Annotated in this window: 28 protein-coding genes and 1 pseudogene; 28 read left to right on the top strand and 1 reads right to left on the bottom strand. The window is 41.5% G+C overall.

All coding sequences use genetic code 11. The features are described from left to right. Positions 1-10: 10 nt before the first annotated feature. The 15 genes and pseudogenes from mraY to VEHSUH05_RS09335 all read left to right on the top strand — a co-directional run bounded on the left by mraY (position 11) and on the right by VEHSUH05_RS09335 (position 14,246). Positions 11-997 carry a phospho-N-acetylmuramoyl-pentapeptide-transferase gene (gene mraY / locus VEHSUH05_RS07970; protein WP_105091255.1) on the top strand — a complete coding sequence of 329 codons (987 nt, stop codon included), beginning with the start codon at positions 11-13 and terminating at the stop codon, positions 995-997. A gap of 171 nt (positions 998-1,168) precedes the next feature. Beyond that, a complete protein-coding gene (gene murD, locus VEHSUH05_RS07965; RefSeq protein ID WP_105091254.1) occupies positions 1,169-2,539 on the top strand; it encodes a UDP-N-acetylmuramoyl-L-alanine--D-glutamate ligase in 1,371 nt (456 codons plus the stop codon). Then, on the top strand, positions 2,539-3,648 hold the full coding sequence (gene murG / locus VEHSUH05_RS07960) for an undecaprenyldiphospho-muramoylpentapeptide beta-N-acetylglucosaminyltransferase (protein ID WP_105091253.1): 1,110 nt from the start codon (positions 2,539-2,541) through the stop codon (positions 3,646-3,648). Before murD ends, murG begins: the two co-directional genes overlap by 1 nt. 14 nt (positions 3,649-3,662) lie before the next feature. Further along, positions 3,663-5,042, top strand: a complete 1,380-nt coding sequence (gene murC, locus VEHSUH05_RS07955) for a UDP-N-acetylmuramate--L-alanine ligase (RefSeq protein WP_105091252.1) — start codon at positions 3,663-3,665, stop codon at positions 5,040-5,042. Further along, on the top strand, positions 5,042-5,974 hold the full coding sequence (locus tag VEHSUH05_RS07950) for a D-alanine--D-alanine ligase family protein (protein WP_105091251.1): 933 nt from the start codon (positions 5,042-5,044) through the stop codon (positions 5,972-5,974). The genes murC and VEHSUH05_RS07950 overlap by 1 nt, the downstream gene beginning before the upstream one ends. A gap of 28 nt (positions 5,975-6,002) precedes the next feature. Next, positions 6,003-6,914, top strand: a complete 912-nt coding sequence (locus VEHSUH05_RS07945) for a cell division protein FtsQ/DivIB (RefSeq protein WP_105091250.1) — start codon at positions 6,003-6,005, stop codon at positions 6,912-6,914. Continuing rightward, on the top strand, positions 6,915-7,610 hold the full coding sequence (locus tag VEHSUH05_RS07940; RefSeq protein ID WP_038115430.1) for a DUF881 domain-containing protein: 696 nt from the start codon (positions 6,915-6,917) through the stop codon (positions 7,608-7,610). It begins immediately after the preceding gene. After that, positions 7,607-7,951 (top strand): small basic family protein, encoded by a 345-nt coding sequence (locus tag VEHSUH05_RS07935; RefSeq protein WP_105091249.1) that lies wholly within the window; start codon positions 7,607-7,609, stop codon positions 7,949-7,951. Before VEHSUH05_RS07940 ends, VEHSUH05_RS07935 begins: the two co-directional genes overlap by 4 nt. A gap of 143 nt (positions 7,952-8,094) precedes the next feature. Continuing rightward, positions 8,095-9,135, top strand: a complete 1,041-nt coding sequence (gene ftsZ, locus VEHSUH05_RS07930) for a cell division protein FtsZ (RefSeq protein ID WP_038115423.1) — start codon at positions 8,095-8,097, stop codon at positions 9,133-9,135. A gap of 86 nt (positions 9,136-9,221) precedes the next feature. Beyond that, complete coding sequence (locus tag VEHSUH05_RS07925; RefSeq protein ID WP_105091248.1) at positions 9,222-9,794, top strand: outer membrane beta-barrel protein; 573 nt, start codon at positions 9,222-9,224, stop codon at positions 9,792-9,794. Positions 9,795-9,962: 168 nt separating this feature from the next. Next, a complete protein-coding gene (locus VEHSUH05_RS07920; protein WP_105091247.1) occupies positions 9,963-11,210 on the top strand; it encodes a pyridoxal phosphate-dependent aminotransferase in 1,248 nt (415 codons plus the stop codon). A gap of 189 nt (positions 11,211-11,399) precedes the next feature. After that, positions 11,400-12,403: pseudogene (locus VEHSUH05_RS07915) on the top strand (FecCD family ABC transporter permease). Next, a complete protein-coding gene (locus VEHSUH05_RS07910; RefSeq protein WP_054673630.1) occupies positions 12,403-13,191 on the top strand; it encodes an ABC transporter ATP-binding protein in 789 nt (262 codons plus the stop codon). Before VEHSUH05_RS07915 ends, VEHSUH05_RS07910 begins: the two are co-directional and overlap by 1 nt. A 2-nt stretch (positions 13,192-13,193) precedes the next feature. Continuing rightward, on the top strand, positions 13,194-13,967 hold the full coding sequence (locus tag VEHSUH05_RS07905; protein WP_218017165.1) for an ABC transporter substrate-binding protein: 774 nt from the start codon (positions 13,194-13,196) through the stop codon (positions 13,965-13,967). 18 nt (positions 13,968-13,985) lie between these two features. Further along, entirely contained in the window at positions 13,986-14,246 is a 261-nt protein-coding gene (locus VEHSUH05_RS09335) for a hypothetical protein (protein ID WP_218017164.1), read from the top strand. A 145-nt stretch (positions 14,247-14,391) separates the two neighbouring features. Here the strand turns inward: VEHSUH05_RS09335 and VEHSUH05_RS07900 are convergent, their stop codons facing one another. Continuing rightward, positions 14,392-14,661, bottom strand: coding sequence for a DUF896 domain-containing protein (locus VEHSUH05_RS07900; RefSeq protein ID WP_038115405.1), 270 nt, complete (start codon positions 14,659-14,661; stop codon positions 14,392-14,394). Between the two features lie 220 nt (positions 14,662-14,881). On the opposite strand from VEHSUH05_RS07900, the gene nth reads away from it, so the two are divergent. From nth to VEHSUH05_RS07835, 13 genes are all read left to right on the top strand, one after another. Further along, positions 14,882-15,517 carry an endonuclease III gene (gene nth / locus VEHSUH05_RS07895; RefSeq protein WP_038115402.1) on the top strand — a complete coding sequence of 212 codons (636 nt, stop codon included), beginning with the start codon at positions 14,882-14,884 and terminating at the stop codon, positions 15,515-15,517. A 1-nt stretch (position 15,518) separates the two neighbouring features. Continuing rightward, positions 15,519-16,958 (top strand): hypothetical protein, encoded by a 1,440-nt coding sequence (locus VEHSUH05_RS07890; RefSeq protein ID WP_105091246.1) that lies wholly within the window; start codon positions 15,519-15,521, stop codon positions 16,956-16,958. Positions 16,959-17,068: 110 nt separating this feature from the next. Beyond that, entirely contained in the window at positions 17,069-17,338 is a 270-nt protein-coding gene (locus VEHSUH05_RS07885) for a YdbC family protein (protein WP_038115399.1), read from the top strand. Between the two features lie 84 nt (positions 17,339-17,422). After that, the gene (gene rpmE, locus VEHSUH05_RS07880) at positions 17,423-17,620 is read left to right on the top strand and encodes a 50S ribosomal protein L31 (protein WP_004696185.1); all 198 of its coding nucleotides are present in this window, start codon (positions 17,423-17,425) and stop codon (positions 17,618-17,620) included. A 57-nt stretch (positions 17,621-17,677) separates the two neighbouring features. After that, a complete protein-coding gene (locus VEHSUH05_RS07875; RefSeq protein WP_105091245.1) occupies positions 17,678-18,583 on the top strand; it encodes a DUF1385 domain-containing protein in 906 nt (301 codons plus the stop codon). 2 nt (positions 18,584-18,585) lie between these two features. Then, positions 18,586-19,668, top strand: coding sequence for a peptide chain release factor 1 (prfA, locus tag VEHSUH05_RS07870; RefSeq protein WP_038115394.1), 1,083 nt, complete (start codon positions 18,586-18,588; stop codon positions 19,666-19,668). Then, positions 19,661-20,530 (top strand): peptide chain release factor N(5)-glutamine methyltransferase, encoded by an 870-nt coding sequence (gene prmC, locus VEHSUH05_RS07865; protein WP_105091244.1) that lies wholly within the window; start codon positions 19,661-19,663, stop codon positions 20,528-20,530. Before prfA ends, prmC begins: the two co-directional genes overlap by 8 nt. A 1-nt stretch (position 20,531) precedes the next feature. Next, the gene (locus VEHSUH05_RS07860; RefSeq protein WP_105091243.1) at positions 20,532-21,563 is read left to right on the top strand and encodes an L-threonylcarbamoyladenylate synthase; all 1,032 of its coding nucleotides are present in this window, start codon (positions 20,532-20,534) and stop codon (positions 21,561-21,563) included. 121 nt (positions 21,564-21,684) lie between these two features. Then, complete coding sequence (locus VEHSUH05_RS07855; protein WP_038115388.1) at positions 21,685-22,131, top strand: low molecular weight protein arginine phosphatase; 447 nt, start codon at positions 21,685-21,687, stop codon at positions 22,129-22,131. Positions 22,132-22,142: 11 nt separating this feature from the next. Beyond that, positions 22,143-22,580: a ribose 5-phosphate isomerase B gene (gene rpiB, locus VEHSUH05_RS07850; RefSeq protein ID WP_105091242.1), complete on the top strand. Its 438-nt coding sequence runs from the start codon at positions 22,143-22,145 to the stop codon at positions 22,578-22,580. 45 nt (positions 22,581-22,625) lie between these two features. Continuing rightward, positions 22,626-23,858, top strand: coding sequence for a serine hydroxymethyltransferase (locus VEHSUH05_RS07845; protein WP_105091241.1), 1,233 nt, complete (start codon positions 22,626-22,628; stop codon positions 23,856-23,858). Positions 23,859-24,141: 283 nt separating this feature from the next. Further along, positions 24,142-24,768, top strand: coding sequence for a uracil phosphoribosyltransferase (upp, locus tag VEHSUH05_RS07840; protein WP_038115384.1), 627 nt, complete (start codon positions 24,142-24,144; stop codon positions 24,766-24,768). Between the two features lie 26 nt (positions 24,769-24,794). Beyond that, positions 24,795-25,256 carry a zinc ribbon domain-containing protein gene (locus tag VEHSUH05_RS07835; RefSeq protein WP_105091240.1) on the top strand — a complete coding sequence of 154 codons (462 nt, stop codon included), beginning with the start codon at positions 24,795-24,797 and terminating at the stop codon, positions 25,254-25,256. Positions 25,257-25,285 lie beyond the last annotated feature (29 nt).

Below are 25,285 nucleotides of genomic sequence, written 5' to 3'. Positions count from 1 at the left end.
GGGGATGTATATGATTTATGATATTTTACTGGCATTTATAATAACCTTTGTAATTACCGTGATACTCGGTAAAATTGCTATTCCTATGTTGCGTTCGTTACATGCGCAGCAAAGTATCCGTGAAGAGGGGCCGGAAAGTCATCAGGCTAAGGCCGGTACTCCTACAATGGGCGGTGCCTTTATGATGGTCGCTCTCGTTATCGGTGTGGCTATTTTTGCGCCGTGGAACGTAGGAACGGGAATGCTCTTGTTTTTAACATTAGGACATGCTTTGCTCGGCTTTTTTGATGATTTTGTAAAAGCTGTGAAAAAACGTAATCTCGGTTTGACGGCTAAACAAAAATTATTGGGTCAATTCGTATTAGCAGCCGTATTCTGCTATTGCATTACGGAGATTATGGTGGTGCCTACCACTTTGTGGATTCCTGTGGCGGATCTTCACATCCAAATGGGGTGGGCTTATTATGTATTGGCGTTCATCATTATTATCGGAGCTACCAATGCGGTAAATTTGACGGATGGTCTTGACGGTTTGGCCAGCGGGACTTCTGCGGTTGCGGCTATTGCATTTTCTGTTATCGGCCTTATCGTGACGTCTACGACTAATTCTATGGTTGCTGAAAGTGTGGCTTATTTTGGCGCTATAGTAGCGGCCGTTTGCCTTGGTTTTCTCGTATATAATGTGAATCCTGCGAAGGTATTTATGGGGGATACCGGCTCTTTAGCTCTAGGCGGAGCATTTGCGGCTATGGCGATTTTAACTAAAACAGAGTTGCTGCTTATTATTATCGGCGGTATTTTTGTAATGGAAGCGTTATCCGTTATTATTCAAGTTATTTCTTTTAAAACACGTGGTGTGCGAGTGTTCAAGATGAGTCCTATACATCACCATTTTGAATTATCGGGCTGGCCGGAACAAACCGTGGTAAACAGATTCTGGTTCGGCGGGGCACTCCTTGCGGTTATCGGTGTAGCATTGGCGACTGTTACATTATAATTAAATTATTGTTATATGTGTTTAGGTTAACTTTCAGAACGTGTAGTCGGATCTATAATATTCATAATAAATTTATGGCTATTTATAAGGGAAATACTTAACGGAAGCGATAAATAATGGTATGCTTATAAGATAAGAATATTATATTTGTTATTAATTTGGGTGATATAGATGGAATATGGAGATAAACAGATACTTGTGCTCGGTGCCGGTGCCAGCGGTATAGGCGCCTCCTGGGTACTGGCTCAGTTAGGTGCTCATGTGGTATTGAATGATTATAAGCCGGTTGCACTGCCGCAATGTGATGAAGAGCGTTTGGTTGCTGCCGGTGTCACTATCATTACGGGGCATCAAGATGAATCCCTCCTCGACGGAGTGGATGTTATCGTTATATCTCCGGGAATTTCCTTGGACATTCCCATCGTGAAAGCGGCGGAAAAGCGCCGCATCGATGTGATAAGCGAGGTTGAAGTTGCTTATGAAGTTTCCAAATCACCTATTGTGGCTGTAACAGGTACGAACGGTAAGACGACGACCACTACATTATTGACAAGAGTGCTTGAGAAAACGGGGAAACCCGTAAAGGTGGGCGGAAATATAGGCGACTCGCTTAGTGAGGTGGCCTACTCTATGCCGGCCAGCGGTTATTTGGTGGCGGAATTGTCCAGTTATCAGTTGGAAACAGTTAAGCACTTTAGACCGTTAGGGGCTATTGTGCTCAACATTACACCGGATCATTTGGCTCGTCACAAGACGATGGAAAAATACATCGCAGCAAAGGAACGCATTTTTGAAAATCAAATCAGTTCCGATTTTCTCGTGCTGAATGTAGATGATCCCGTTGTAGCTAATATGACTGAAAGAGCATCGAGTCATATTCTTGAAATCAGCCAACAAAAGCCGGTTAAAAATGGTGCGTATTACGCTGATGGTTGCTGTTATGCCGTATCGGATGGTACCCCTGTGGCGGTAATAGGTACAGAGGATATCCATATTCCTGGGAGCCATAATATTGAAAACATTTTGGCCGTTATCGCTTTAACATATGCGTTGGGCATGTCTGCGGATAGTATTTGTGGTGTTGTCAGCAATTTTCATGGTGTGGAGCATCGCCTGGAACGTGTGAAAACCATTTCCGGCGTGACTTTTTATAATGACTCAAAAGCGACCAATGTAGATTCTGTTGTGAAGGCGTTAGAATCTTTTGAACAACCTGTGATCTTACTGGCCGGTGGGCATGATAAAATGACATCGTTAGAGGATTTTATGGAGCTCGTTAAGAAACGGACAAAGTCCGTTATTTTCATGGGCGCAGCGGCGGAGCGCTTTGAAGCGGCCGCTAAAGATGCCGGTGTGGCGCATATATATCGCGCAGACTCCATGAAAGATGCGGTACGTCAGGCCTATGAATTGGCGGGTGACGGCGATATCGTGTTACTATCACCGGCGTGTGCCAGTTTTGATTGGTACAGTTGTTTTGAAGAGCGTGGAGACGATTTTAAAAGGTGTGTTCAGATGTTGGAAGAGGGAGGACACCATTAATGAAACGCATCATTATTTCAGGTGGTGGAACCGGCGGACATATATATCCGGCGATTACTATATATAAGGAGATTATGAAACAATGTCCTGATGCACAGGTTTTATATGTGGGGACTGAAAAAGGTTTGGAAGCGACGTTAGTACCTAAAGAAGGTATTGAGTTCACCACCTTGCCGGTGCAGGGTTTGCAGAGGCGTTTATCCTTAGGTATGCTTGTGACCTTGGGAAAAACCGTATTATCTCTTGTGAAAGCACATTGTATTATTTCCCGATTCAAACCGGATGTGGTTATCGGTACCGGCGGTTATGTATGCGGCCCTATTTTGATGGCCGCAGCATTGCGTAAGATTCCTACTCTTATTCAGGAACAGAATGTCATTGCAGGAATTACCAATAAAATATTAAGTCGCTTTGTGGATGTCGTAGCGATGGGATATAAGGATGCGGGGCCATCATTTGCAAAAGCTAAACGGATCGTCTATACGGGAAATCCTGTGAGACCGGATGTATTGGTGGATATGAGAGAAGACGGACGAAAGCATTTTGGTTTAGATGACGATACTTTTACAGTTCTTATCGCCGGCGGTTCCCGTGGTGCACGTACCATTAATAATGCCATGATAGAAGTACATAAACATTTTAAAGGGCAAGAAGGTATCAAGCTAATTCATATTACGGGGAATGGTGAGTACAAATCCGTTTTATCTCAATTGGGGATTACGGATGGAAACGGTTTGGGTGAATCTTCACTGATTTTACCGTATTTACATGATATGCCGAAGGCGTTGGCTGCTGCTGATTTAGCGGTATTCCGGGCCGGTGCTATCGGATTGGCGGAACTCGCCGTACGCGGTATTCCTTCCGTACTGGTGCCGTATCCGTATGCGGCGGAGGATCATCAGACATATAATGCGCGCATTTTTGTCCAAGAAGGGGCTGCTCATATGATTGTGGATAAGATGTTGCGTTCTCATGATTTAATTGGGGAAATTGAAATGTTTATGGCTAATCGAGATCTATTGGCACAAATGGGGAAGCGAGCTTTGCAGTTGGGGAAACCGAATGCAGCTCATGATATTGCAAAATTGGCATTGTCGATTGCTAAGTGATAAGGAGAGGTTTTATGTTAGACGGTATTCATAAGATTCACCTCATCGGTATCGGTGGATCTGGTATGCGTGCTATAGCGAATATTTTGATTCAAAAGGGCTTTGACGTATCCGGTTCGGATGTGGCGGAGTCCGCAGTTATTACAAAGTTTAAAAATATGGGTGCTACCGTTCATATCGGTCATGATAAATCATATGTTAACGGTGCGGATGCGGTGGTTCGCTCTACTGCTATTCGTGAGGATAACCCGGAAATTGTGGCAGCCAAGGAACAGAATATCCCTATTTTGCATCGTTCCGATATTGTAAAAGCCGTACTGGATGTTACCGACGGTATTGCCGTAGCCGGTGCTCACGGTAAAACATCGACTACGTCCATGATCGGTCAAATTCTGGTAGAGTCTGGTGCTGATCCTACGGTTATTATCGGCGGTGAAGTAGATTATCTTAAAGGCAGCAGTTGCTTAGGCAAAGGGCGTTTTTCCGTCGTTGAGGCGGATGAAAGCGACGGATCATTCCTGAAATTGCGCCCTCATACCGTTGTGATTACCAATATTGAGGATGATCACATGGATCATTACAAGACAATGGATAATCTGCTTAAAGCATTTTGTAAATTTGTAGAAACGCTACCTACTAACGGCACGGCTGTCGTGTGTGGGGATAATGAAAATATTCGCTATGTCATGAATCAGGTGAAACGCAATTTTATCACTTACGGTTTTGATGAATCCAACGATTATGTGGCTAAGAATATCCATTATGTAGATTCTTCATTGGTATATGATGTGTATCATAAGGGCATTAATATCAGTCGTATCGGCTTGCGCGTGCCTGGAGAACATAATGTACTGAATTCATTGGCGGCCTTTATTGTAGCCCATGAATGTTGCGGTGTAGAGAATCGCTTTATTATAAAAGGGCTGTCTAAATTTATCGGTGCAAAACGACGTTTTGAAACGAAAGGTCATGTTGCCGGCGTGTGGGTTGTCGATGATTATGCTCATCACCCCACAGAAATTAAAGCGACCTTAAAAGCGGCAAAAGAGCTTGAAAAACATCGTGTCATCTGTGTATTTCAACCTCATCGGTATTCTCGTACAAGCTTGTTGAAGGATGAATTTGCCACAGCCTTTACAAGTGCTGATGAAATCTATATGACAGATATTTACAGCTCCGGTGAAGATCCGATTGCGGGAATTGACGGACGCACCATTCCTGATGCCGTTGAAGCTGCTACACATAAGGTTGTACATTATGTACCGTCCGTTGACGATATGCCGGCCGTGTTGGCGAAAATTGTGCGACCTAATGATTTGGTCATCACCATGGGTGCCGGCTCCATTAATCAATATGGACCGAAGTTATTAGCGCTATTGGAAGAAGGTTTATGATGAAAGATAAACAGATAATCGTATTGATGGGCGGACCTTCAAAGGAAGCGGATGTGTCCAGACGTACAGGTGCCGCTATTGCGGAGGCTCTTGTTAGTAAAGGCTATAAAGCTAAAACCTTGGAGTTGAACCCGCGTACATTGTTACAAGACATTGAGTCATTAGGCGGTGAAATCGTATTTAATGCGATTCATGGCCGTTACGGTGAGGATGGAGCGTTACAGGGGTTATTGGAAATGGCTGAAATCCCGTATACCGGATCCGGCATCATGGCTCATGCGGTGGGTATGAATAAAAAAGTCAGCAAGGATGTATTTAAAGGGGCCGGTATTCCGACCGCGACTTTTGAATCGTATAATGGTAACATTGAGTCAGATAAAGCCATTATTCAACATATTCGTGAGACTTTCACCATCCCTGTAGTAGTAAAATCTGCAACGCAAGGTTCAAGTATCGGTGTTACCATTGTTCGTGATGAAACTCAGTTGGCGGATGCCGTAACGGAAGCGCTTAAGTATGACCCAATCCTCGTGGTAGAACAGTTCCTGGACGGACGTGAATTCACCGTTTCCATCCTGGATGGTCAAGCTTTACCGGTCATTGAAATTCGTCCGCATTCCGGTGAATATGATTATGAAAGTAAGTATACGGCCGGCGCTACAGATTATCTCGTACCTGCACCGATCAGCGATGATATGACGGCTGCGATGCAGAGCATTGGGGAACGAGTATATCGGGAAGTACAAGGGAGCGGCGCTATCCGTGTTGATATCATGACGGATCATGATGACAATTTATATGTTCTGGAATATAATACGATACCGGGAATGACGTCGACATCCCTGGTACCAAAAGCGGCTAAAGAAATGGGAATGGATTTTCCCACATTATGTGAAAAGATTCTGTTAACGGCCGGTTTGGGGAAATTTTAAGAGTTGAATAGAATGTAAGGAGTTTTTTATGGATGATAATCATAAACATCCATCCAACTCTGGGGAGATGTATTCTGCTGCACCCGCTCGTGATGAACGGGCTGTATTTAGAAAACGAGTGTTAAAAATCGGTGGTGTACTTATTCTCGTGTTGGTGGCATTGTTTACGCTACCTATTCCTTTCGGATCATTAAAAATTATCGGATCCGATAAGGTGACCGTACAAGATGTGATGGTGGCCGGGGATATTCGTGAACCCGTCAATATTTTACAGATCAGTACGGAAAAATTGAAATCCCGTTTATCCAAGGACCTCCGCGTGGAGGAGGCACAAGTGAGTTATGAGTTGCCTTTTACCATGGTTGTTCGCATTGTAGAAAGGAAGGCTGTGGCCGTCATACCGGCTCAGTTCGGATACTTGACATTAGATGCGAAAGGTCAGGTCATCGCTTCGGAAAGTGCTATCGAAGATACTTCGGTCCCTATGATTTCCGGGGTGAAAGCGGGAAATATATTACTCGGTGATACCGTGGTGGATCAGCCGATTTTATCGGCCATTGAATATCTTAACGCACTTGATGAGAGCACATTTAAAAATATTGCGGAAATCAATATAGGTGATCCTGAATCCATCATGGCCTATACGGTATCCGGTATACAGATTCGCATAGGTGATGGCAAGGATTTGGCCCAAAAAGCGGAACTCACACAGTCGATGTTACAGGACATTAAAAAGACGAACGGCAATGTTCAATACATTGATGTAAATATTTCATCGCCGTATATCAAAACCGATGTTATGCCTGAAGGAAAACCATATCATAACGGGGCAACGACCAAGGATGCTTCATCTACTAAGAAAGATGATATAAAGAAAGACGATACAAAAACAGATGATGCAAAGAAAGATAATCAAGGTCATGTTGAAAATAAAAGGTAGATGATTTCCGTGAGACACGAACGTTGGGCAATTGCCATAGTCAGCTTTATATTGGGCTTTATGGTGGTGAGCCAATATAAAATGACTCAAGATAATATTGAAGAAAATATTCGATTGCAACGTGCCGGTGATTTGGCGGTACAGTTGAAAGAAGCACAACAAGAGCGGGACGCTCTGTTAAAACATATCGAAACTTTAAAGAAATCCGGTGCCGGCGGCGATGCTAAAGCGGATGAACAGCTGATGATGAAAGCGGCGCTGACGAATGTGAAAGGCCCCGGAGTGAGCGTGTTGATCGAGGATAGTTCAAAGCCTATTCAAGGGGGAGAAAATCCAAATCTGTACGTTATTCATGATGAAGATATTTTGCGTATCGTTAATGAGTTGCGTGCGGGCGGAGCGGAAGCTATCGCCATTAATGATCAACGACTCATCGGGACATCTGAAATTCGCTGCTCCGGACCTACTATTACCGTAAACGGTAAAGTATTCGGTGCCCCTTTTGTGGTTAAGGCCATCGGAGATCCTAAAACGTTAAATTCTGCATTGACTATGCGCGGAGGCGTGGTTGACTCTTTGAAACATTGGGGGATTAAGGTCACTATTAAACAAGAGGATTCCGTGGCTGTACCCGCTTTTACAGGCACATTTAGGGAAGAACACATGATGCCCAATGAGTTAGGAGGTAAAGAATGAATATTTACATCTTTGCCATTCTCGGCTTATTACTAGGTTCGCTTCTGGGATGGGTAGCTCCGTTACACATTCCGTCGAGCTATGCGAACTATACATCGGTAGCGGTTCTTGCGGCGCTGGATGCCGTATTTGGAGGCAGTCGTGCCGCATTAGAAAGAATATTTGATTTGAGAAATTTTATATCGGGGTTCTTTTCTAATGTAGTCATAGCCGTTATCTTGGTGTATATTGGCGATCTCATAGGAATCAATCTGTACTATGTGGCGCTCATCGGATTTGGGTTGCGCGTTTTCGTTAATATTGGCGCTATTCGTAAGAATATTATGACAAAACGTTTTTAACTTAATCCGTCTCTATGTAGTAGTGGAAAGTTTTTAAATTATAGTGTAAAATAAATGTAATTGTTATAATTTAATCAGTATATTCATCAATAAACTTGGAATTTATATTGATACAATAAATAACGATAAGAGGAGGAAGTTCAATGTCTGATTTTGCAAATATTAAAGTTATCGGTGTAGGTGGCGGCGGTAATAATGCTGTTAATCGCATGGTAGATAGCGATCTTAAAGGTGTACAGTTCTTGTCCGCTAACACAGAAAGCCAAGTGCTTGAATTATCTAAGGCGGATGTGACAATTCAAATTGGTGAAAAAGTAACTAAAGGTCTAGGTGCCGGTGCAAATCCTCAAATCGGTGAGGAAGCTGCACAGGAAAGCCGTGAAGATATCATTAAAGCGCTTGAAGGTGCTGATATGGTATTCGTAACTGCCGGCATGGGCGGTGGTACAGGTACAGGTGCTGCACCGATCGTTGCTGAATGTGCTAAAGAAATCGGTGCATTGACAGTAGGCGTCGTTACTAAACCGTTCGCTTTTGAAGGTAAACGCCGTCGTGCACAAGCGGAAAAAGGCATTGAATTCTTGACTCAAAAAGTAGATACTATTATCGTTATTCCTAATGATAAATTGTTGCAAGTTGTAGATAAAAAATGCTCCTTAAGCGATGCATTCCGTACAGCTGATGATGTACTTCGCCAAGGTATCAAGGGCATTTCCGACTTGATTCAAGTTCCTGGATTGATCAATCTTGACTTTGCCGATGTAAAAACTATTATGACCGAACAAGGGGAAGCATTGATGGGGATCGGTGTTGGTGAAGGTGAAAACCGTGCTGCCGATGCTGCGAAAATGGCAATTAACAGCCCGTTATTGGAAACATCTATCGATGGTGCAAAGGGCATCTTGCTCAATATCTCCGGTAGTGCTAATTTGAGTTTGTTTGAAATCAATGAAGCTGCCGAAATTATTTCTGAAGCAGCGGATCCCGATGCAAATATTATCTTCGGTTCCGTTATCGATGAAAGCTTGGGCGATACAGTTCAAATTACTGTTGTGGCAACCGGGTTTAATTCAAATACTAAGAATGTACCTGAATTCGGTAAAACAACGACCACATCCCGTCCGGCATCCAGTACAAATAGTAACAGCGGAATTCCGGATATTCCTGTATTCATGAAACGCTAATTTTACGGGTGTATATTATATAACATCTGTTATAACTAACGGTAACTTAGTAAGACACACGAGAAGTGTGTGTATAGGAGGTACGTATGAAAAAATTAGTATTATTAACTCTAGCGGCAACTGTCGTAACAGGTAGTGCATTTGCATCAGCTGTTCCTGTAACTAAAATTAGTGATGGATCTACTAAGGTTCAAGCTGATTATGCGTTCAAACAACATGTGTCTAAAGGTGGCGGCAATAGCAATGACGGCTTTGGCATATCCTTACAACATGATTTGAGCGATAAAACTGCATTGCAATATTCTTATGATAAACTTAATGCTAAAAATGGTGACATTAAAGATCATCAATTGGCTTTAGTTTATAAAGTACATCCAAACATTAATCTATATGGTGCGGGTACTGCTATTCGTACTCATGACACCGAGTTTGGTGTTCAAGCAGGTGTTATCGGTCATGTACCTTTGGCTAATAAGGTTAACGGTTTTGCAAAAGCCGGTTGGGGTAATGACATTAAGCAAACTTATCAAGTTGGCGCACAATATGAAGTTCGTCCTGATGTTGATTTGAATGTATACTATGGCTATGATAAATATAGCGTAGACAGTAATGACAAAACTGCAAAAGGCTTGCATGCCGGTGTAGGCTACTCCTTCTAAACAATATGAGACCACTCGAAAGAGTGGTCTTTTTTGTATACTATTATTTTACTCTTATTCTAATATGTTTATGTATACAATATATTAGTTCAATACACGTTGTATAAATACAAAACATTAGGTATGATAAGAATATATCAATACTTTTTAGATAGGATGGTGTAGGCGATGACAAGTGTTGCAGCAAAACATGCAAAAGGTAAAAAACTTAAAGATGTAATCTTTGTAACCGCTGGACAAGCACAGGCAGATGTTAAGGAAAATGGTCGTGAGAATGTCATTAATGGTACATTGGGGGCCATTTATGATGAAGAGGGAAAACTCGTATTTCTCAAAACTGTAAAAGAAGAATATTTAAGTTTGCCTGACTCGGAATATATAGGATATGCACCTATTGCAGGTATTCCGGAATTTCTGGCAGCTGCCGAAAAAGAATGCTTTGGTGATTTCAGACCGGATGGTTACATTCGCAGTATTGCTACTACCGGTGGTACCGGCGGCATTCATCATTTAGTTCATAATTATACTGAACCCGGTGATGAAGTGTTGACTGCCGATTGGTACTGGGGTGCATATCGTGCGATTTGCAGTGACAACGGTCGCACTCTTGTAACATATTCACTATTTGACGAGCATAATAACTTTAATCATGAAGCATTTCAAAATCGTGTTAAAGAATTAGCCGCAAAACAAACTAACGTGCTTATTATATTCAATACACCGGGGAATAATCCGACAGGATATTCTATAGAGGATAAGGACTGGGATTCCATCATTAACTTTTTGAAGGAACTTGTCGTTATCGGTCGAAATAATATTATTATGGGTATCGATGTGGCATATCTTGATTATTCGGGTGAGAAGGAGGCGGTACGTGTCTTCTTCAGTAAATTCAGTCATTTGCCTAAAGAAATTCTTACTTGTGTTTGTTACAGCTTATCTAAAGGTTTTACCATGTATGGGCAACGTGTAGGCGCTATGATCGGTATTTCTGTAGACGAAGAAATTACAGATGAATTCTTCGAAATCAATAAATCTACAAGTCGTGCTACATGGTCTAATATCTGTCGTCCTGCGATGCGTACAATGGCTAATATTGTGGCTGACCCTGCAAAATTCAAAGCTTATGAGGATGAACGGAACTGTTACTATCAGTTGATTCGTGATAGAGCGGATATATTCAAACAGGAGGCTGCACAAGTAGGCCTTCCAATGTTACCGTATCGTGGCGGTTTCTTTATTACTATACCTACTGATTCCGGAACAGCCATCTGTGAAGAACTAAAAAAAGAACATGTTTATGTCATTGCCTTAGCAAATGGTATTCGCATAGCAGCTTGCGGAATTCCTAAATTTCAGATGACCGGTTTGGCGGCAAAAATTTATAATGCTATGAAACGCCTTGGTAAATTATAATCATAAGTTTAGCTTATCTTAAAAGCTCCTCAACATATTTGTTGGGGAGCTTTTTACAGATGTCTATCATTAAAACTAATTATGCAAACAGCGAAATGTATTGTATAGTAAAAATAGTGAATATAGTAAATATAGTAAATATAGTATACGTGACCATAGAATATTGTTATAGTTTGTTGAGGTAGTTTTATGCATCATTATATGCGAATAATGTGTATAACGTTAGTTGTATGCATTGCTATTTTTTTAGCTTCTTTGGTGATAGGACGTTTTTTCATTCCTATAGATCAAGTTGCCAATATTTTGTTCTCTAAGTTTTTGGTGTTGCCTATTACCTGGGATGCATCCATGTATAATGTGGTGATGGAAATTCGTCTGCCGCGCGTAATAGGTGCTATTGCTGTCGGTATCGCGCTAGCCGTATCCGGTGCTGCTTATCAAGGCGTGTTTCGCAATGAATTGGTTTCACCGGATTTACTCGGTGTATCACATGGCTCCAGCGTAGGGGCATGTGTAGGCATTTTGATACATCTATCTTTATATGGTATCGCTATATTAGCTTTTATGGGCGGTATTATATCTGTTTGTTTAACGTTATTATTACCTAGATTAATTCAAAACCAATCGCGGATAGTACTCGTACTTTGCGGTATCATTGTATCCGGATTTATGGCTGCTATCATCGGTTTATTAAAATATATTGCCGATCCTGATACAGAGTTGCAGGATATAGTATATTGGCAATTAGGCAGTCTTTCTAAGGTTACATGGGACAATCTATTCTATGTGCTACCGATTATCGTAGTGTCAACAATTGCTATTGTAGTATTACGATGGCGTCTTAATATTTTATCTTTATCTGATCAGGAAGCGCAAAGTCTTGGTGTAAATGTAAGTCGCGAACGGCTCATTATTATCGGTGTTTCTACGTTACTTACGGCCGCAGCAGTATGTTTAAGCGGCACAATCGGATGGGTAGGTCTTGTGATTCCACATTTATCGCGTATGCTTGTAGGTAATGATCATAAAAACTTATTCCCGCTACAATCTTGGTAAGTGCTTCGTTTTTGATGATTGCCGATTTATTGGCACGATCTTTAACAATGGCTGAAATTCCGTTAGGTATTTTATGCGGTTTTATCGGGACACCATTTTTTGCATGGGTATTATATAGACAACGGAGGTACTTCTAATGGATACATTCGAATTAGTAGTAGACTCTATATCATTCTCATATGATAAGAATAAATCTGATATTTTTACGGATTTATCATTTTCTGTGAAATCCGGTGTGTTAGGTCGAAATGGAGTTGGTAAGTCTACTCTATTGAGTTGTTTAATGTGTTTTAATCGTGTTAGACACGGGCATATATATTGTAACGGTGTAGATTTATTGACGGCATCGATTCATGAACGTGCCAAATTGATTGCTTTTGTGCCTCAAATTATCGGGGCCGATATTGCCTATACGGTGAGAAATTATGTATCGTTCGGTGCTACTTTACGTACCGGTACGTTTTCATCGCCGGGACGGGAGGAATTTGAAAGAACTGATGCTATCTTAGAGATGCTCGGAATTACTGATTTACGGTATAAGCTTTGTCGAGATTTGAGCGGAGGTCAACGTCAATTAGTGGCCATTGGTCGTGCGTTATTGCAGGATACGCGCTTACTACTTATGGATGAACCTACATCTGCCTTAGATATTAGAAATCAGGTTGTTGTTTTAGAGACAATAGAACAACTGCGGACACAAGGGTATGCTATTGTTTTTACAACACATCTGCCTGAACAGGCACTCTTATTGAATAGTCGTGTTGGTTTATGTCGTGGTGGAACTATAGATTTTTATGATTCTGTCAGTGAAGTGACTCTAGAGGAGCTTGAATCCGTGTATAAGACGAAGTTAAGTCTTTTTTACAGCGATTCTGTAAATCGTACGGTTTGTGTAATCCCTCAATTAAGTCAGAAAGGAATGTAATAATGAAGCGTACAGTATTATTTTTATTTGTTATAATGACGGCTGTCTTTATGTTAGCCGGTTGTGGCACGGAGCATGCATCACAAGGAGATCAATCTGATACTCGTGTGGTAAAAGATATTGATGGTACAGAAGTAATAATTCCAAAGGATATTACTAAAGTTGCAGATTTATGGCATGCAAATAATCAAGTCGTTTTAATGCTCGGTGGTGCTGATACATTAGTATCTACCACAAAGAATGTACAAGGTTTGCCTTGGTTTGCAAAAGTTTATCCACGGATTATGGAAATCCCCGCCCCTGTAAAGGGCACTGATGTTCAGATGGAGGAAATTCAAAAGGTTAAACCTCAAGTTGTATTGGCTAGTAATAAAAATCAGATTGAAATGGCTCGTAATGCAGGCATTCCGGCGGTTCGTGTCAATTTTGCAGACTATGAAGGGCTACGTAAGACAGTGACAATTACGGCTGATGTATTAGGCGGTAAGGCACCGGAAATCGCTAAACAATACATTCAATATTTAGATGATAAGATTAAGTTTTCTGAGGATAGAACTAAAAGTATCAACGATGCAGATCGTCCGTCTGTTTTGCATATCGTAGGTGGAGATAATCTTTTAAAGGTTGATGGTGATAAAACGATTATCAATGAATGGATTAGATATGCGGGTGGTAAAAATGCTATTACAGCTAGCGGTCCTCAAATTGTTGTCACTATGGAAGAAATCGTTAAGGCCGATCCGGATATTATCATTATCGGCGGTACACAATCTTGAAAGGGAATTGAACAAATTATGAATGACCCTCAATGGGCAAGTCTTAAAGCAGTTCAGAATGGTCGGGTATACAGTAATCCTGTAGGAACGTTTAATTGGGATCGTTATAGTGCGGAATCGGCGCTCCAAATTCTTTGGGCGGGTAAATTGATTCATCCGGAATTATTCGGTGATGTTGATTTGGTGAAAGAAACTCGAGATTTTTATAAAACTTTCTTACACTATGATTTGTCTGATACAGAGGCTCAACGTATCATTGCTGGGGAGGGTCCACAATAGATAATATTAATGTTGTTAAGAAATATACAGTTAGATACATAACTTAAAAAAGCGTACACATTTATGATTAGACTAATCTGGACCTCAAATATTAGATATAATTTGGGGATGCAGTTCAGTCATTGATGTGTACGCTCTTTATGTATTAGTGAATATCCTTATTTTCTTTAATTGCACTATCAGCGCGTTTCGCAAAGTCATCTAAGGCTTGTTTTGGTACTGTTCTCTCACCGGTCTCAGAGTCTACAAATTGAACGCGGTCTAAAGTGCTTGTGACCTGTCCTCGGATAAATGCGAGGTATGTATCATAGAGTACCTTTTTTTCGGCTAATTCTTCAGGTGTTAATTTCTGACCGGATTTTTTCTTTGCCGCTAATTCATTTATGCGTTTAATCGTATCATTAATATTGCTCATGGTAGAGACCTCCAATAATATTTATAGTATCGAGTGTATCATTGTTATTTGTATATAATCGTATAGATTATGATGAAACTATACAATGTATGCATTATTTTTATTATTCTATCTTATATTAGAATCGCATGATTCATTATAACATAGATGTAAATGAATACGTATGGTAAGATATACAATGAACGCATTCACACTTTCACAAGTGAGAAAGGAGAGTTTTATGCGCGTTACAAAAGCAATTAAGGCGGAGCAATTAAAATTACTTGAAGAACATTATTTTGATGCAAAACCTGCTCTTACATATACAAATGAATTTGAATTACTGGTGGCTGTGGTATTATCCGCACAGTGTACGGATGAACGTGTCAATATCGTGACGAAACGGTTGTTTCCTGAGTTAAATCATCCTGCAAAGATGTTGGAAATCGGAGTGACCAAGTTGGAGGCATTGATTAAGGATTGCGGCCTTTATAAGTCCAAGGCTAAAAACTTGATTGCCACATGTCATATACTGGTGGAACAATATCATGGAGAGGTACCGCGTGAATTTGATCAACTGGTACAGTTGCCGGGGGTCGGACGTAAGACCGCTAATGTGGTAGTTTCCGTCTTGTTCGGTACGCCGGCTATCGCTGTGGATACGCACGTGTTCCGCGTAAGTAATCGTTTGAAATTAGGTGTTGCCAAGACGCCGGAAGAGATGGAATTGAAATTACAGAAGGCCATTCCGAAGGAGAAATGGGCGGCGGCGCATCATTGGCTGATTTATCATGGACGCCGTGTCTGCAAAGCTCGTAAGCCGTTATGTGAAACATGTTTCTTACAACATCTTTGCCCGTCAGCAGGAAAGGTTTAAAATGAAAGCAAATAATGAACAAATGATAACCCTCTGTGCCAAGTATGGTCTTGAGGGGATTGATATCGTTAATGAATTGATGCGTTTTAAGGTGCTGGACCAATTGATTTCAGGAAACGCCAGCTCGCGTGAGTGGGGTGTCACGGCGGAGGATTTATATGCATTGGCAGAAAAGTCCACAGTTGAATCTTTCGGACCGATTCCCTATGATGTGGAAACGTTCCAGGCCCTTTATGGTCCGTCCTTTACGGTGGAGTTATTTGATTTTATCAGTGATACGGGCATTCTTGAAGGACTGGATGTAGGGACAATATGGGAAACGCCGGTTCGTGAAAATATAGAGGCGCACAGCAGAACGGGTGAACTTGTATTGTATGCATATGTAGAGGAATATGCCGGTATGGTGGAGGAAATTCTCCAATCTTATGAAGACAAAAAGGTCGTTCTTTATACGGCATCCCCTGTATGCTACAGTATTTTATCTCGCCTGTATCCTATGGCTCAAATCATCGACCATTGGCCTCATCGCAGTTACTTTGATCACATCTTTACAGGAACCGTCGGAATGTTTCAGTCCTCCGAGGATATTGTGGAAGAGGTGGCCAATGGCCTACATAATCTAGTGCCTGAAGGGACTGCTCAATTATTTTTACCTGCTACGATGGCTCAGAATCAGCTGGGATTAAATAATATGGCGCTACAATTCTTCTTGAATCAGAAGCGCGTGGAATCGATTCGTGAGTGGGCTCCGTTAGGGGCTTATGAAATCGTCTACGGAAAAGCGGAGGTCAAGAAGATGCGCGTAGGTCTGCGTGAACGCGTAGGTGATGAGTGGAAGGCGATTAATTATATCCCGTTACCACATGGTGTGTTTGCTCAACTACCTGTATTTACGGTGCTAAACTACGGGCTGTCCTTGCGATCTATTTTGTTGCCCGGCGGTCAGACCGATGTGGCATTAGGGCAGGACGGTATTTATTGTCTTGATAGCCGCGTGTCGGAACTGGGACGGGCTGCACTCCGTGAAAGTGGTGCATATTATTTGACATTCAAGCGTCATAGTGATTATGTAGAGGTAGGTATGACTACGGATGTACCCGAGGATGGTGTTTACTGGATGTTCCCGGATGAAGAGTTGGCCTACATGTGGTATACGTACTTTTCCAGTATGATTGGACAAACTTTAGTACAGGAAACCTCTATGCTCGTACAAACGGAAGAATCTTTCGGTTATATGCTCAGCAGCATACGTCGTCGTGTACTTGATGTAAACGACGAATCTGCATTGGTCGGCTCCGTAAAAAGTGCAGATGAAGTGTATGTATCCGCTGTTGAGAGCGCAAATGCCGAGTGGCAGCACACAATGGATGACTTGAGCAGTCGTGTGATGCCGCCAACAATATCCATTGACATAGAGGATTACAGTGATTATAAAAAATAATTGTCAATCCTATGTAATTAGTTTAAAATATACCGTATCTTAAAAATATAAATCTATCCCGTATGACAGGGATAATACATATTACACAGAGGTGTAAGAAAGGAGGACTCATGGCAGTTATTAATTTTGAAATTTTCAAAGTTATCGGTACATTGTCCGAAGATAAAGATGGTTGGAAAAAACAATTAACTTGTACAAGTTGGGGAAAATATAATCCTAAATTCGATCTTCGTGCTTGGGACAGCGAATATACGAGCATGAAAAAAGGGATTACTCTTTCTCTTGAGGAAATCATCGCATTGCGTGATATTCTCAATGAAAGTGACTTGGAATCTATCCTTGCGGAATCTATCGAAGAGAAGCAAGCATCTAAGGAATAGCGCACCGCAGTCAACTTGCATTTGACTATATGTCGTGCTATAATCTATAAGAATAATATTGATTGCTGGAAAGAGGTGTATAGAATGAAACAAGGTATTCATCCAGACTATAAAGAAGCTACAGTAACTTGCGGTTGTGGCAACACATTCAAAACTGGCTCTGTAAAAGAAGACCTTCGTGTAGACGTTTGCTCCAAATGCCATCCGTTCTTCACGGGTCAACAACGCGCAGCACAAGCTCGTGGTCGTATTGAACAATTTAACAAACGTTACGGCAAGTAATTTGTTTTGTAATGTAGCATGTATTGGCAGGGCTGTTAGCTCTGCCTATATTTGTTTATGAGAGGAGATCTTGTGAACAGAAAACGTATTAAAAAGTTTGTCGGGGGACAAGCTGTTATTGAAGGTGTCATGATGCGCGGACCCGGCTATACGGCAACGGCTGTACGTGAGCCGTCCGGGTCTATTGTGGTGCAAAAAGAAGCAACTACATCCATCAGTGACAAATATCCGATCTTGAAAAAACCATTTCTTCGCGGTTGTATAGCCCTTTATGAATCGTTAGTTATCGGTATGAAAGCATTATCTTTTTCCGCAAAGGCTGCCGGTGATGAAGATGAAGAAATGTCAAATAGTGAAATTGCTATTACCATGGTAATCTCTACGATTTTCGCGATTGCCATATTTTTAGCATTGCCTACGTTTATCGTGAAATTCATTCCCGGTGTACAGGAGAATCATATCATTCTGAATCTCATTGAAGGAATTATCCGATTAGTGTTATTCTTATTGTATATATGGGGCATCGGATTGACGAAAGATATCCAACGGGTCTTTCAGTATCATGGGGCAGAGCATAAGACGATTCATACCTATGAATTGGATTTGCCTTTGACGGTAGAGAATGTTCGAAACCAAACGCGATTACATCCCCGCTGTGGTACGAATTTTCTGCTCATCGTCATGGTCGTGAGTATATTCGTATTCGCTTTTTTGGGGTGGCCTAATCTGGTGGAACGTATTGTCAGTCGAGTATTACTCATGCCTGTTGTCGCAGGTATTGCATACGAGCTCATTCGATTGGCAGGGCGTAGTGATAATTCCGTTGTGAAAGCTCTGGTCAAACCCGGACTCGCATTACAGTATATGACGACCCGTGAACCGGAGGATGATCAGATTGAAGTGGCAATACGCGCTTTGGAAGAGGTACGTCCTCCTGAGTCTGAAGCATATGAAGAGGAATAAATATGTTAGTTGATAAATTACAAGTTATTGAAGATAAGTTTATGGACCTTGAGCAGCGCATCAGTGACCCTGAAGTGATTGCCCGTCAAGATGAATGGCGTAAATTGACACGTCAACATTCCCAATTATCTGAAACAGTTGAAACATTCCGTACTTACAAAAAAGTATTAGCTGGCATTGATGAAGCTATGGAAGTTATCGAAGATAAATCTATGGATGAAGAGTTCCGCGAAATGGCACAAGAGGAATTGAAAGAGTTGAAACCTCAAAAAGAGGAACTGGAAGCTAAATTGCAGATTCTGTTGTTGCCTAAAGATCCTAATGATGATAAAAACATCATTATAGAAATTCGCGGCGGTGCCGGCGGTGATGAGGCGGCATTATTTGCGGGTGATTTGTTCCGTATGTATACGAAATATGCGGAAAGTCAAGGCTGGCGCTGTGAGATTATCGATGCAAACGAACCGGAATTGGGCGGTTTTAAAGAGGTCATTTTTTCCGTTGATGGAGATAGCGTCTATTCCAAGATGAAATTCGAATCCGGTGTACATCGCGTACAGCGTGTACCGACTACGGAAACACAAGGTCGTGTACATACATCTACAGTAACGGTAGCCGTATTGCCTGAAATGGAAGATGTAGATATTGAAGTTAACGAAAAAGACCTTAAAATCGATACATATCGTGCCAGTGGTGCCGGCGGTCAGCACATTAATAAAACGGAGTCTGCCGTTCGCATTACGCACTTGCCGACAGGTATCGTCGTAGCTTGTCAGGACCAGCGGTCTCAGTTACAGAACAGAGAAAAGGCCATGCGTGTATTGCGTGCAAAATTACAGGATAAGGCGGAACAAGAGGCAACGGCCAGTATGGCCGCAGATCGCAAGAGTCAAGTCGGTACGGGTGATCGCAGTGAACGTATCCGCACCTATAACTATCCGCAAGGCCGTGTAACGGATCATCGTATTAATTTGACATTGTATAAACTGGATGCGATTTTAAACGGTGATCTCGATGAGCTTATTCAGGCGTTAAATGCGGCTGATCAGGCGGCAAAGATGCAGGAGGCTAATACAAATGCATAAGGAGATTTGGACAATCGGTCGTATTCTCCAGTGGACAGAGCAGTACTTTCAAAGCAAGGAGATGGATTCACCTCGACTTGATGGGGAAGTACTGCTTTCTCACGTTTTAGGCAAAGACCGAATTTATCTGTATACCCATTATGATCAACCTCTAATTCAGGAGGAGCTCGATGCATTTCGACCGCTTGTTCAGCAGCGTGCAAAGGGATACAGCGTGGCTTCTATTACAGGTGAAAAGGACTTTATGGGCCTTACATTTGCCGTGAATGATAAGGTGCTCATTCCTCGTCCCGATACGGAAACGTTGGTGGAATATATATTGAACATATATCCTAAAGATTCAAATTTGCGTATTCTCGACGTATGTACAGGACCGGGAACAATCTTGTTGAGTCTGCTACACTATTTGCCCTCTTCATCAGGTGTAGGTGTCGATATCTCCGCTGATGCATTATCATTAGCGAAGAAAAATGCAGAATCTTTCGGGCAGGAAAATCGCATTAGATTTATGGAGTCCGATATGTTTAGTGCTTTAGCTGGCGAGCAGGAACAATTTGATCTCATCGTATCAAATCCTCCGTATATTAGAACGGGGGATGCAAAGATGTTAACACAAGATGTGCTTAATGAGCCTCATATAGCGCTCTTTGGCGGTGTAGACGGACTTGACTTCTATCGTATTCTCGCCGAGGGGTGCTCAGATTATCTTAAGGCCAAGGGTCGCATTGTTTTTGAAGTGGGCTATGATCAGGCCGATGCGGTGAAAAATTTGTTACAGGACACAAATCATTATTCAAATATTCAGTTTTTAGCCGATCTGGGCGGGCATAATCGTGTGGTGACGGCTATATGTGAGGGTTAATATGGATACAAGAATCATCTCTAATCCATCAGGGTCAGATTTAGATCTGCTGGCTGAAACATTGCGAAGCGGAGAATTGGTGGCGATACCGACAGAAACAGTGTATGGCTTAGGTGCGAACGGCCTGGATGTCGAGGCTATGGATAAAATCTATGCCGCCAAGGGGCGGCCTTCTGATAATCCTTTAATCTTGCATGTGCCTGATGGTGAAAGTATACGTCCGTTAGTGCAAAATATTTCTGCAACGGCACAAGCTTTGATTGATGCGTTTTGGCCCGGTCCTTTGACAATTACGTTGCCGAAATCCGATCTTGTACCGGATCGTGCTACGGGAGGCTTATCACGTGTGGCTTTACGTTGCCCGGATCATTCTATATGTCGTGATTTGCTAAAGCGTGCCGGAGTACCCGTTGCGGCACCCAGTGCAAATATTTCAGGACGTCCCAGCCCTACGACGGCGCAGGATGTATATCATGATATGAACGGTCGTATCCCTTATATATTAGATGCGGGGTCCTGTACAATCGGTGTAGAATCGACAGTTGTTGAAGTACATGATGACAAAGTCATCATTTTACGTCCCGGCGGTATTACCCAATCGATGTTGGAGGATGTAGTGCCTACTGTCATATATGATACGGCTTTAATCAATGAATCGACAAAAGCAAAGGCGCCGGGTATGAAGTATACGCATTACGCTCCCGATGCTTCGATGTATGTGGTCGTAGGAAAACCATCAGATGTGGTCGAGGCTTTTAAAGAACTTTCAAAAGGTTACAAGGGACCTATCGGCTGTTTAGTGAGCTATGAAACACATGCTCTTATTGGAATGGATGAGCGGTTTCAATGCCACTGCTTTGGTCCGTATGGGGATGCATTGGCCTTGGGACATGATTTTTACAAAAGCCTATTACATTTTAATGCAAATCATGTTACTCTAATCTTGGCGGAAGGCGTAGAACCGCACGGTTTTGGCGTAGCAGTCATGAACCGCATGGAGAAGGCATCGAGCCATCATGTCATTTATAAATGATGATATTTTACTGTTAATTTTATAAAAATGTCCACTGTTAATAGAAAAATGTATTTACATATTGGATGAATTTGCTATAATGTATAAATAGCCACATAAGTGGTTGAGTAAGGATGTTATTATGAATATTTTATTTGTATGCACCGGTAATACATGCCGCAGTCCTATGGCAGAAGGCATTGCGAGGGCTTTAGCAGCTGAACAGGGTAAAGATGTTACGACTTTGTCGGCCGGTTTATTTGCCGCTTATGGTGCAAAACCGACAGATGAAGCGGTCGTTGCCATTCGCTCCATTGCGGATATTTCCGGCCATGAATCGCGCCCGTTGACGATGGAACTCGTGAATGCGGCGGATCTTATTATCGGCATGACACAGGATCATAAATCCGTTTTGCTTCGTCAATTTCCTTTTGAGGAAAAAAAGATTAAAACCATTTCCGAGTGGGGCGGTCAGGACGGTGACGTATCAGATCCTTATGGAGCTGATCAAACCACGTATAATCAATGTGCGGAACAAATTTATCACTTGGTGAAGGAAGGCCTTAAAACGGTGCCTCAGAAAGCATAGGAGATGAAAATATGAAAGTTGCTGTCGGCTGTGATCACGGTGGATTACATTTAAAAGAAGAGATTAAAGAATTATTATCTGATTTAGGTCATGACGTGAAAGATTTCGGTACATATACATCGGAATCTTGTGATTATCCCGATATTGCCGTACCAGTAGCTAACGCCGTCGTATCCGGTGAAATGGACCGGGGCATTCTGATCTGCGGTACTGGCATCGGTATTGGCATCGCGGCTAATAAGATAAAGGGTGTACGTGCAGCTCTTTGTCATGATTCATTTTCCGCAAAATATAGTCGTGCCCATAATGATGCGAATATTCTGACTATGGGGGAACGCGTTATCGGTCCCGGCCTTGCAAAGGACATCGTTATTATTTGGATGGCAACGGATTTTGAAGGTGGCCGTCATGAACGCCGTGTGGAAAAGATTAAAGCCTTAGAGAAGTAATACATCGTTACCTTATACGCATATATTTACATGAGGAGGATACTTATGAGTTTCTTAGAAAAACAAGACCCTAATATTCAAGCTGTTATCAATCAGGAGTTGGCACGTCAACGTGACAAATTGGAAATGATTGCCTCTGAAAACTTCGTTTCTCAGGCGGTAATGGAAGCTCAAGGTAGTGTATTGACAAATAAGTATGCGGAAGGCTATCCCGGTAAACGTTACTATGGCGGTTGTGAAAATGTCGATGTTATCGAAACCTTGGCAATCGAACGGGCAAAACGTCTTTTCGGTGCGGAGCATGCTAATGTACAGCCTCATTCCGGTTCTCAAGCTAATTTCGGTGTGTATTTTGCACTATTACAACCGGGAGATACTATTGTGGGTATGAATTTGTCCCATGGGGGGCATTTAACTCACGGTTCTCCGGTTAATGTGTCTGGTACATATTTCAATGTAGTTCCTTATGGTGTAGATGCAGAAACGCAACAAATCGATTATGATGAGTTCCGCAAGATTGTCCTGGAAGCAAAACCTAAATTGATTATTGCCGGTGGTAGTGCTTACAGCCGTCAAATCGATTTCAAAAAAATGGCTGATGTGGCACATGAAGTAGATGCGATTTTCATGGTGGATATGGCTCATTTCGCAGGTCTTGTTGCAGCCGGTTTACATCCGAATCCTGTAGAGTATGCTGATATTGTAACGACAACAACTCATAAAACATTACGCGGCCCTCGTGGCGGGATGATTCTTTGTAAAGAAAAATACGCAAAAGCAATTGATAAAGCAATTTTCCCCGGTATTCAAGGTGGTCCTTTAATGCATGTAATCGCTGCAAAAGCCGTTGCTCTTGGTGAAGCTTTACAACCTGAGTTCAAGGTATATGCACAACAGGTCATCGATAATGCGAAGGCGTTGGCTGCGGCATTACAAGAAAAAGGATTAACTATTGTATCCGGCGGTACAGATACACATGTGATGCTCGTTGATGTCCGTAATACAGGTCTTACGGGTAAAGAAGCGGAACATTTGCTTGATGAAGTAGGGATTACATGTAATAAAAATACTATTCCATTTGATCCGGCCAGTCCATTTGTAACAAGCGGTATTCGTTTAGGTACACCGGCGCTTACAACTCGTGGCCTGCAAGTGAAAGACATGGAAGAAATCGCTGATATTATTGCAACAGTACTTAAAAATCCTGAAGATAAAGCTGTTCACGAAGAGGCAAGTAAACGTGTTGCTGCACTTTGTGAGGAATATCCGTTATACTAATCTTTCGTTATATAAATTTGTATAAATTGCAATTAAGATATAATTCATATGAATATTTTTAAAGGGGATGTGCTTAGGCATATCCTCTTTTATTATGTATATAATCCTGGTATCGGTCCGGTTTATAAAATAATATGTATATCATATTAAACGCATTACGATGTATCTCTTTTACATGATACATATTTATATGGCATGATTTATCAATCTATGGTAGAGTAGGTATGATAGTTTAATGCTACTTTTAGAGAACTGAGTATATTGTTTTTATAGGAGGACCGTCATGAAAGTTAATGTTATGACACATCCGTTGATTCAACACAAAGTTACATTGATGCGTGATGAACAAACAGGTTCTAAGGATTTTAGAGAATTACTTGATGAAATCACTTTACTAATGGGGTATGAAATTACCCGTACTTTACCGCTTGAAGATGTGGAGGTGCAAACACCGTTAACTAAAATGATTGGTAAACGTATTGCAGGTAAAAAACTGGGTATCATTCCTATCTTACGTGCCGGACTTGGTATGGTAAGCGGTATGTTAAGCTTGATTCCTACGGCTAAAGTAGGGCATATAGGCTTATATCGCGATCCTGAAACATTAAAACCTGTAGAGTATTATTGTAAATTGCCGACCGATATAGGTGAACGTGATTTTATCGTTACAGATCCTATGTTAGCAACAGGTGGTAGCGCTGCTGCAGCGATTACCTTGTTGAAAGAAAAAGGGGCAAAGAATATTAAACTCATGTGCCTGGTAGCCGCACCTGAAGGTGTTGAAGTTGTAAATAGGGAACATCCTGATGTACCTATTTATGTAGCCGCACTCGATGAAAAACTTAATGATCATGGATATATCTTGCCGGGTTTAGGCGATGCCGGCGATCGCATCTTCGGTACAAAATAAGGGGAATTTTGTAGGGGGATATTAAGATGATCATTATAAAATGTATATTGGGGTTTATTATTTCTTGTATTGTTGTTGATGGGTACATGGATTTTGTTTATCATCCAATATGGACAAAACCTATGTCAATGATTCCTGTGATTGCTGGTTTATTTTTAATACCAGCAATTATTGCGAATAAAAAAGGACGTTCCTTTTTTTTATGGTTGATATATAGTAATTTACTATGGATAGTTGCGTTAATTCATGCTATTTCACTTAATGATAATGATAGTGTTATGGTTAAAGATAATAATCTCAAGAAATGTCCATATTGCGGTGAGTTTATTCGTAAGGAAGCTATTAAGTGCCGCTATTGTCAGTCGGATTTATCTGAATTTAAAGCAGACATTATTATTGAAGATATTAATAAGGTAAATGGGGATTATCAACTAAACCCTATGGAATTAAAGTCTTTTGAAGAGTATCCTAATCATTTAAAAAAATAATTATTCAAGTAAAAAACGCTCTTCGGAGC

Origin of the sequence: Veillonella denticariosi JCM 15641, from assembly GCF_002959855.1 — a bacterium.
In the GTDB taxonomy this organism is placed as follows: Bacteria; Bacillota; Negativicutes; order Veillonellales; family Veillonellaceae; genus Veillonella; species Veillonella denticariosi.
The sequence above is the reverse complement of the archived record's forward strand: the minus strand, read 5'-3'. Positions and strand labels throughout refer to the sequence as shown.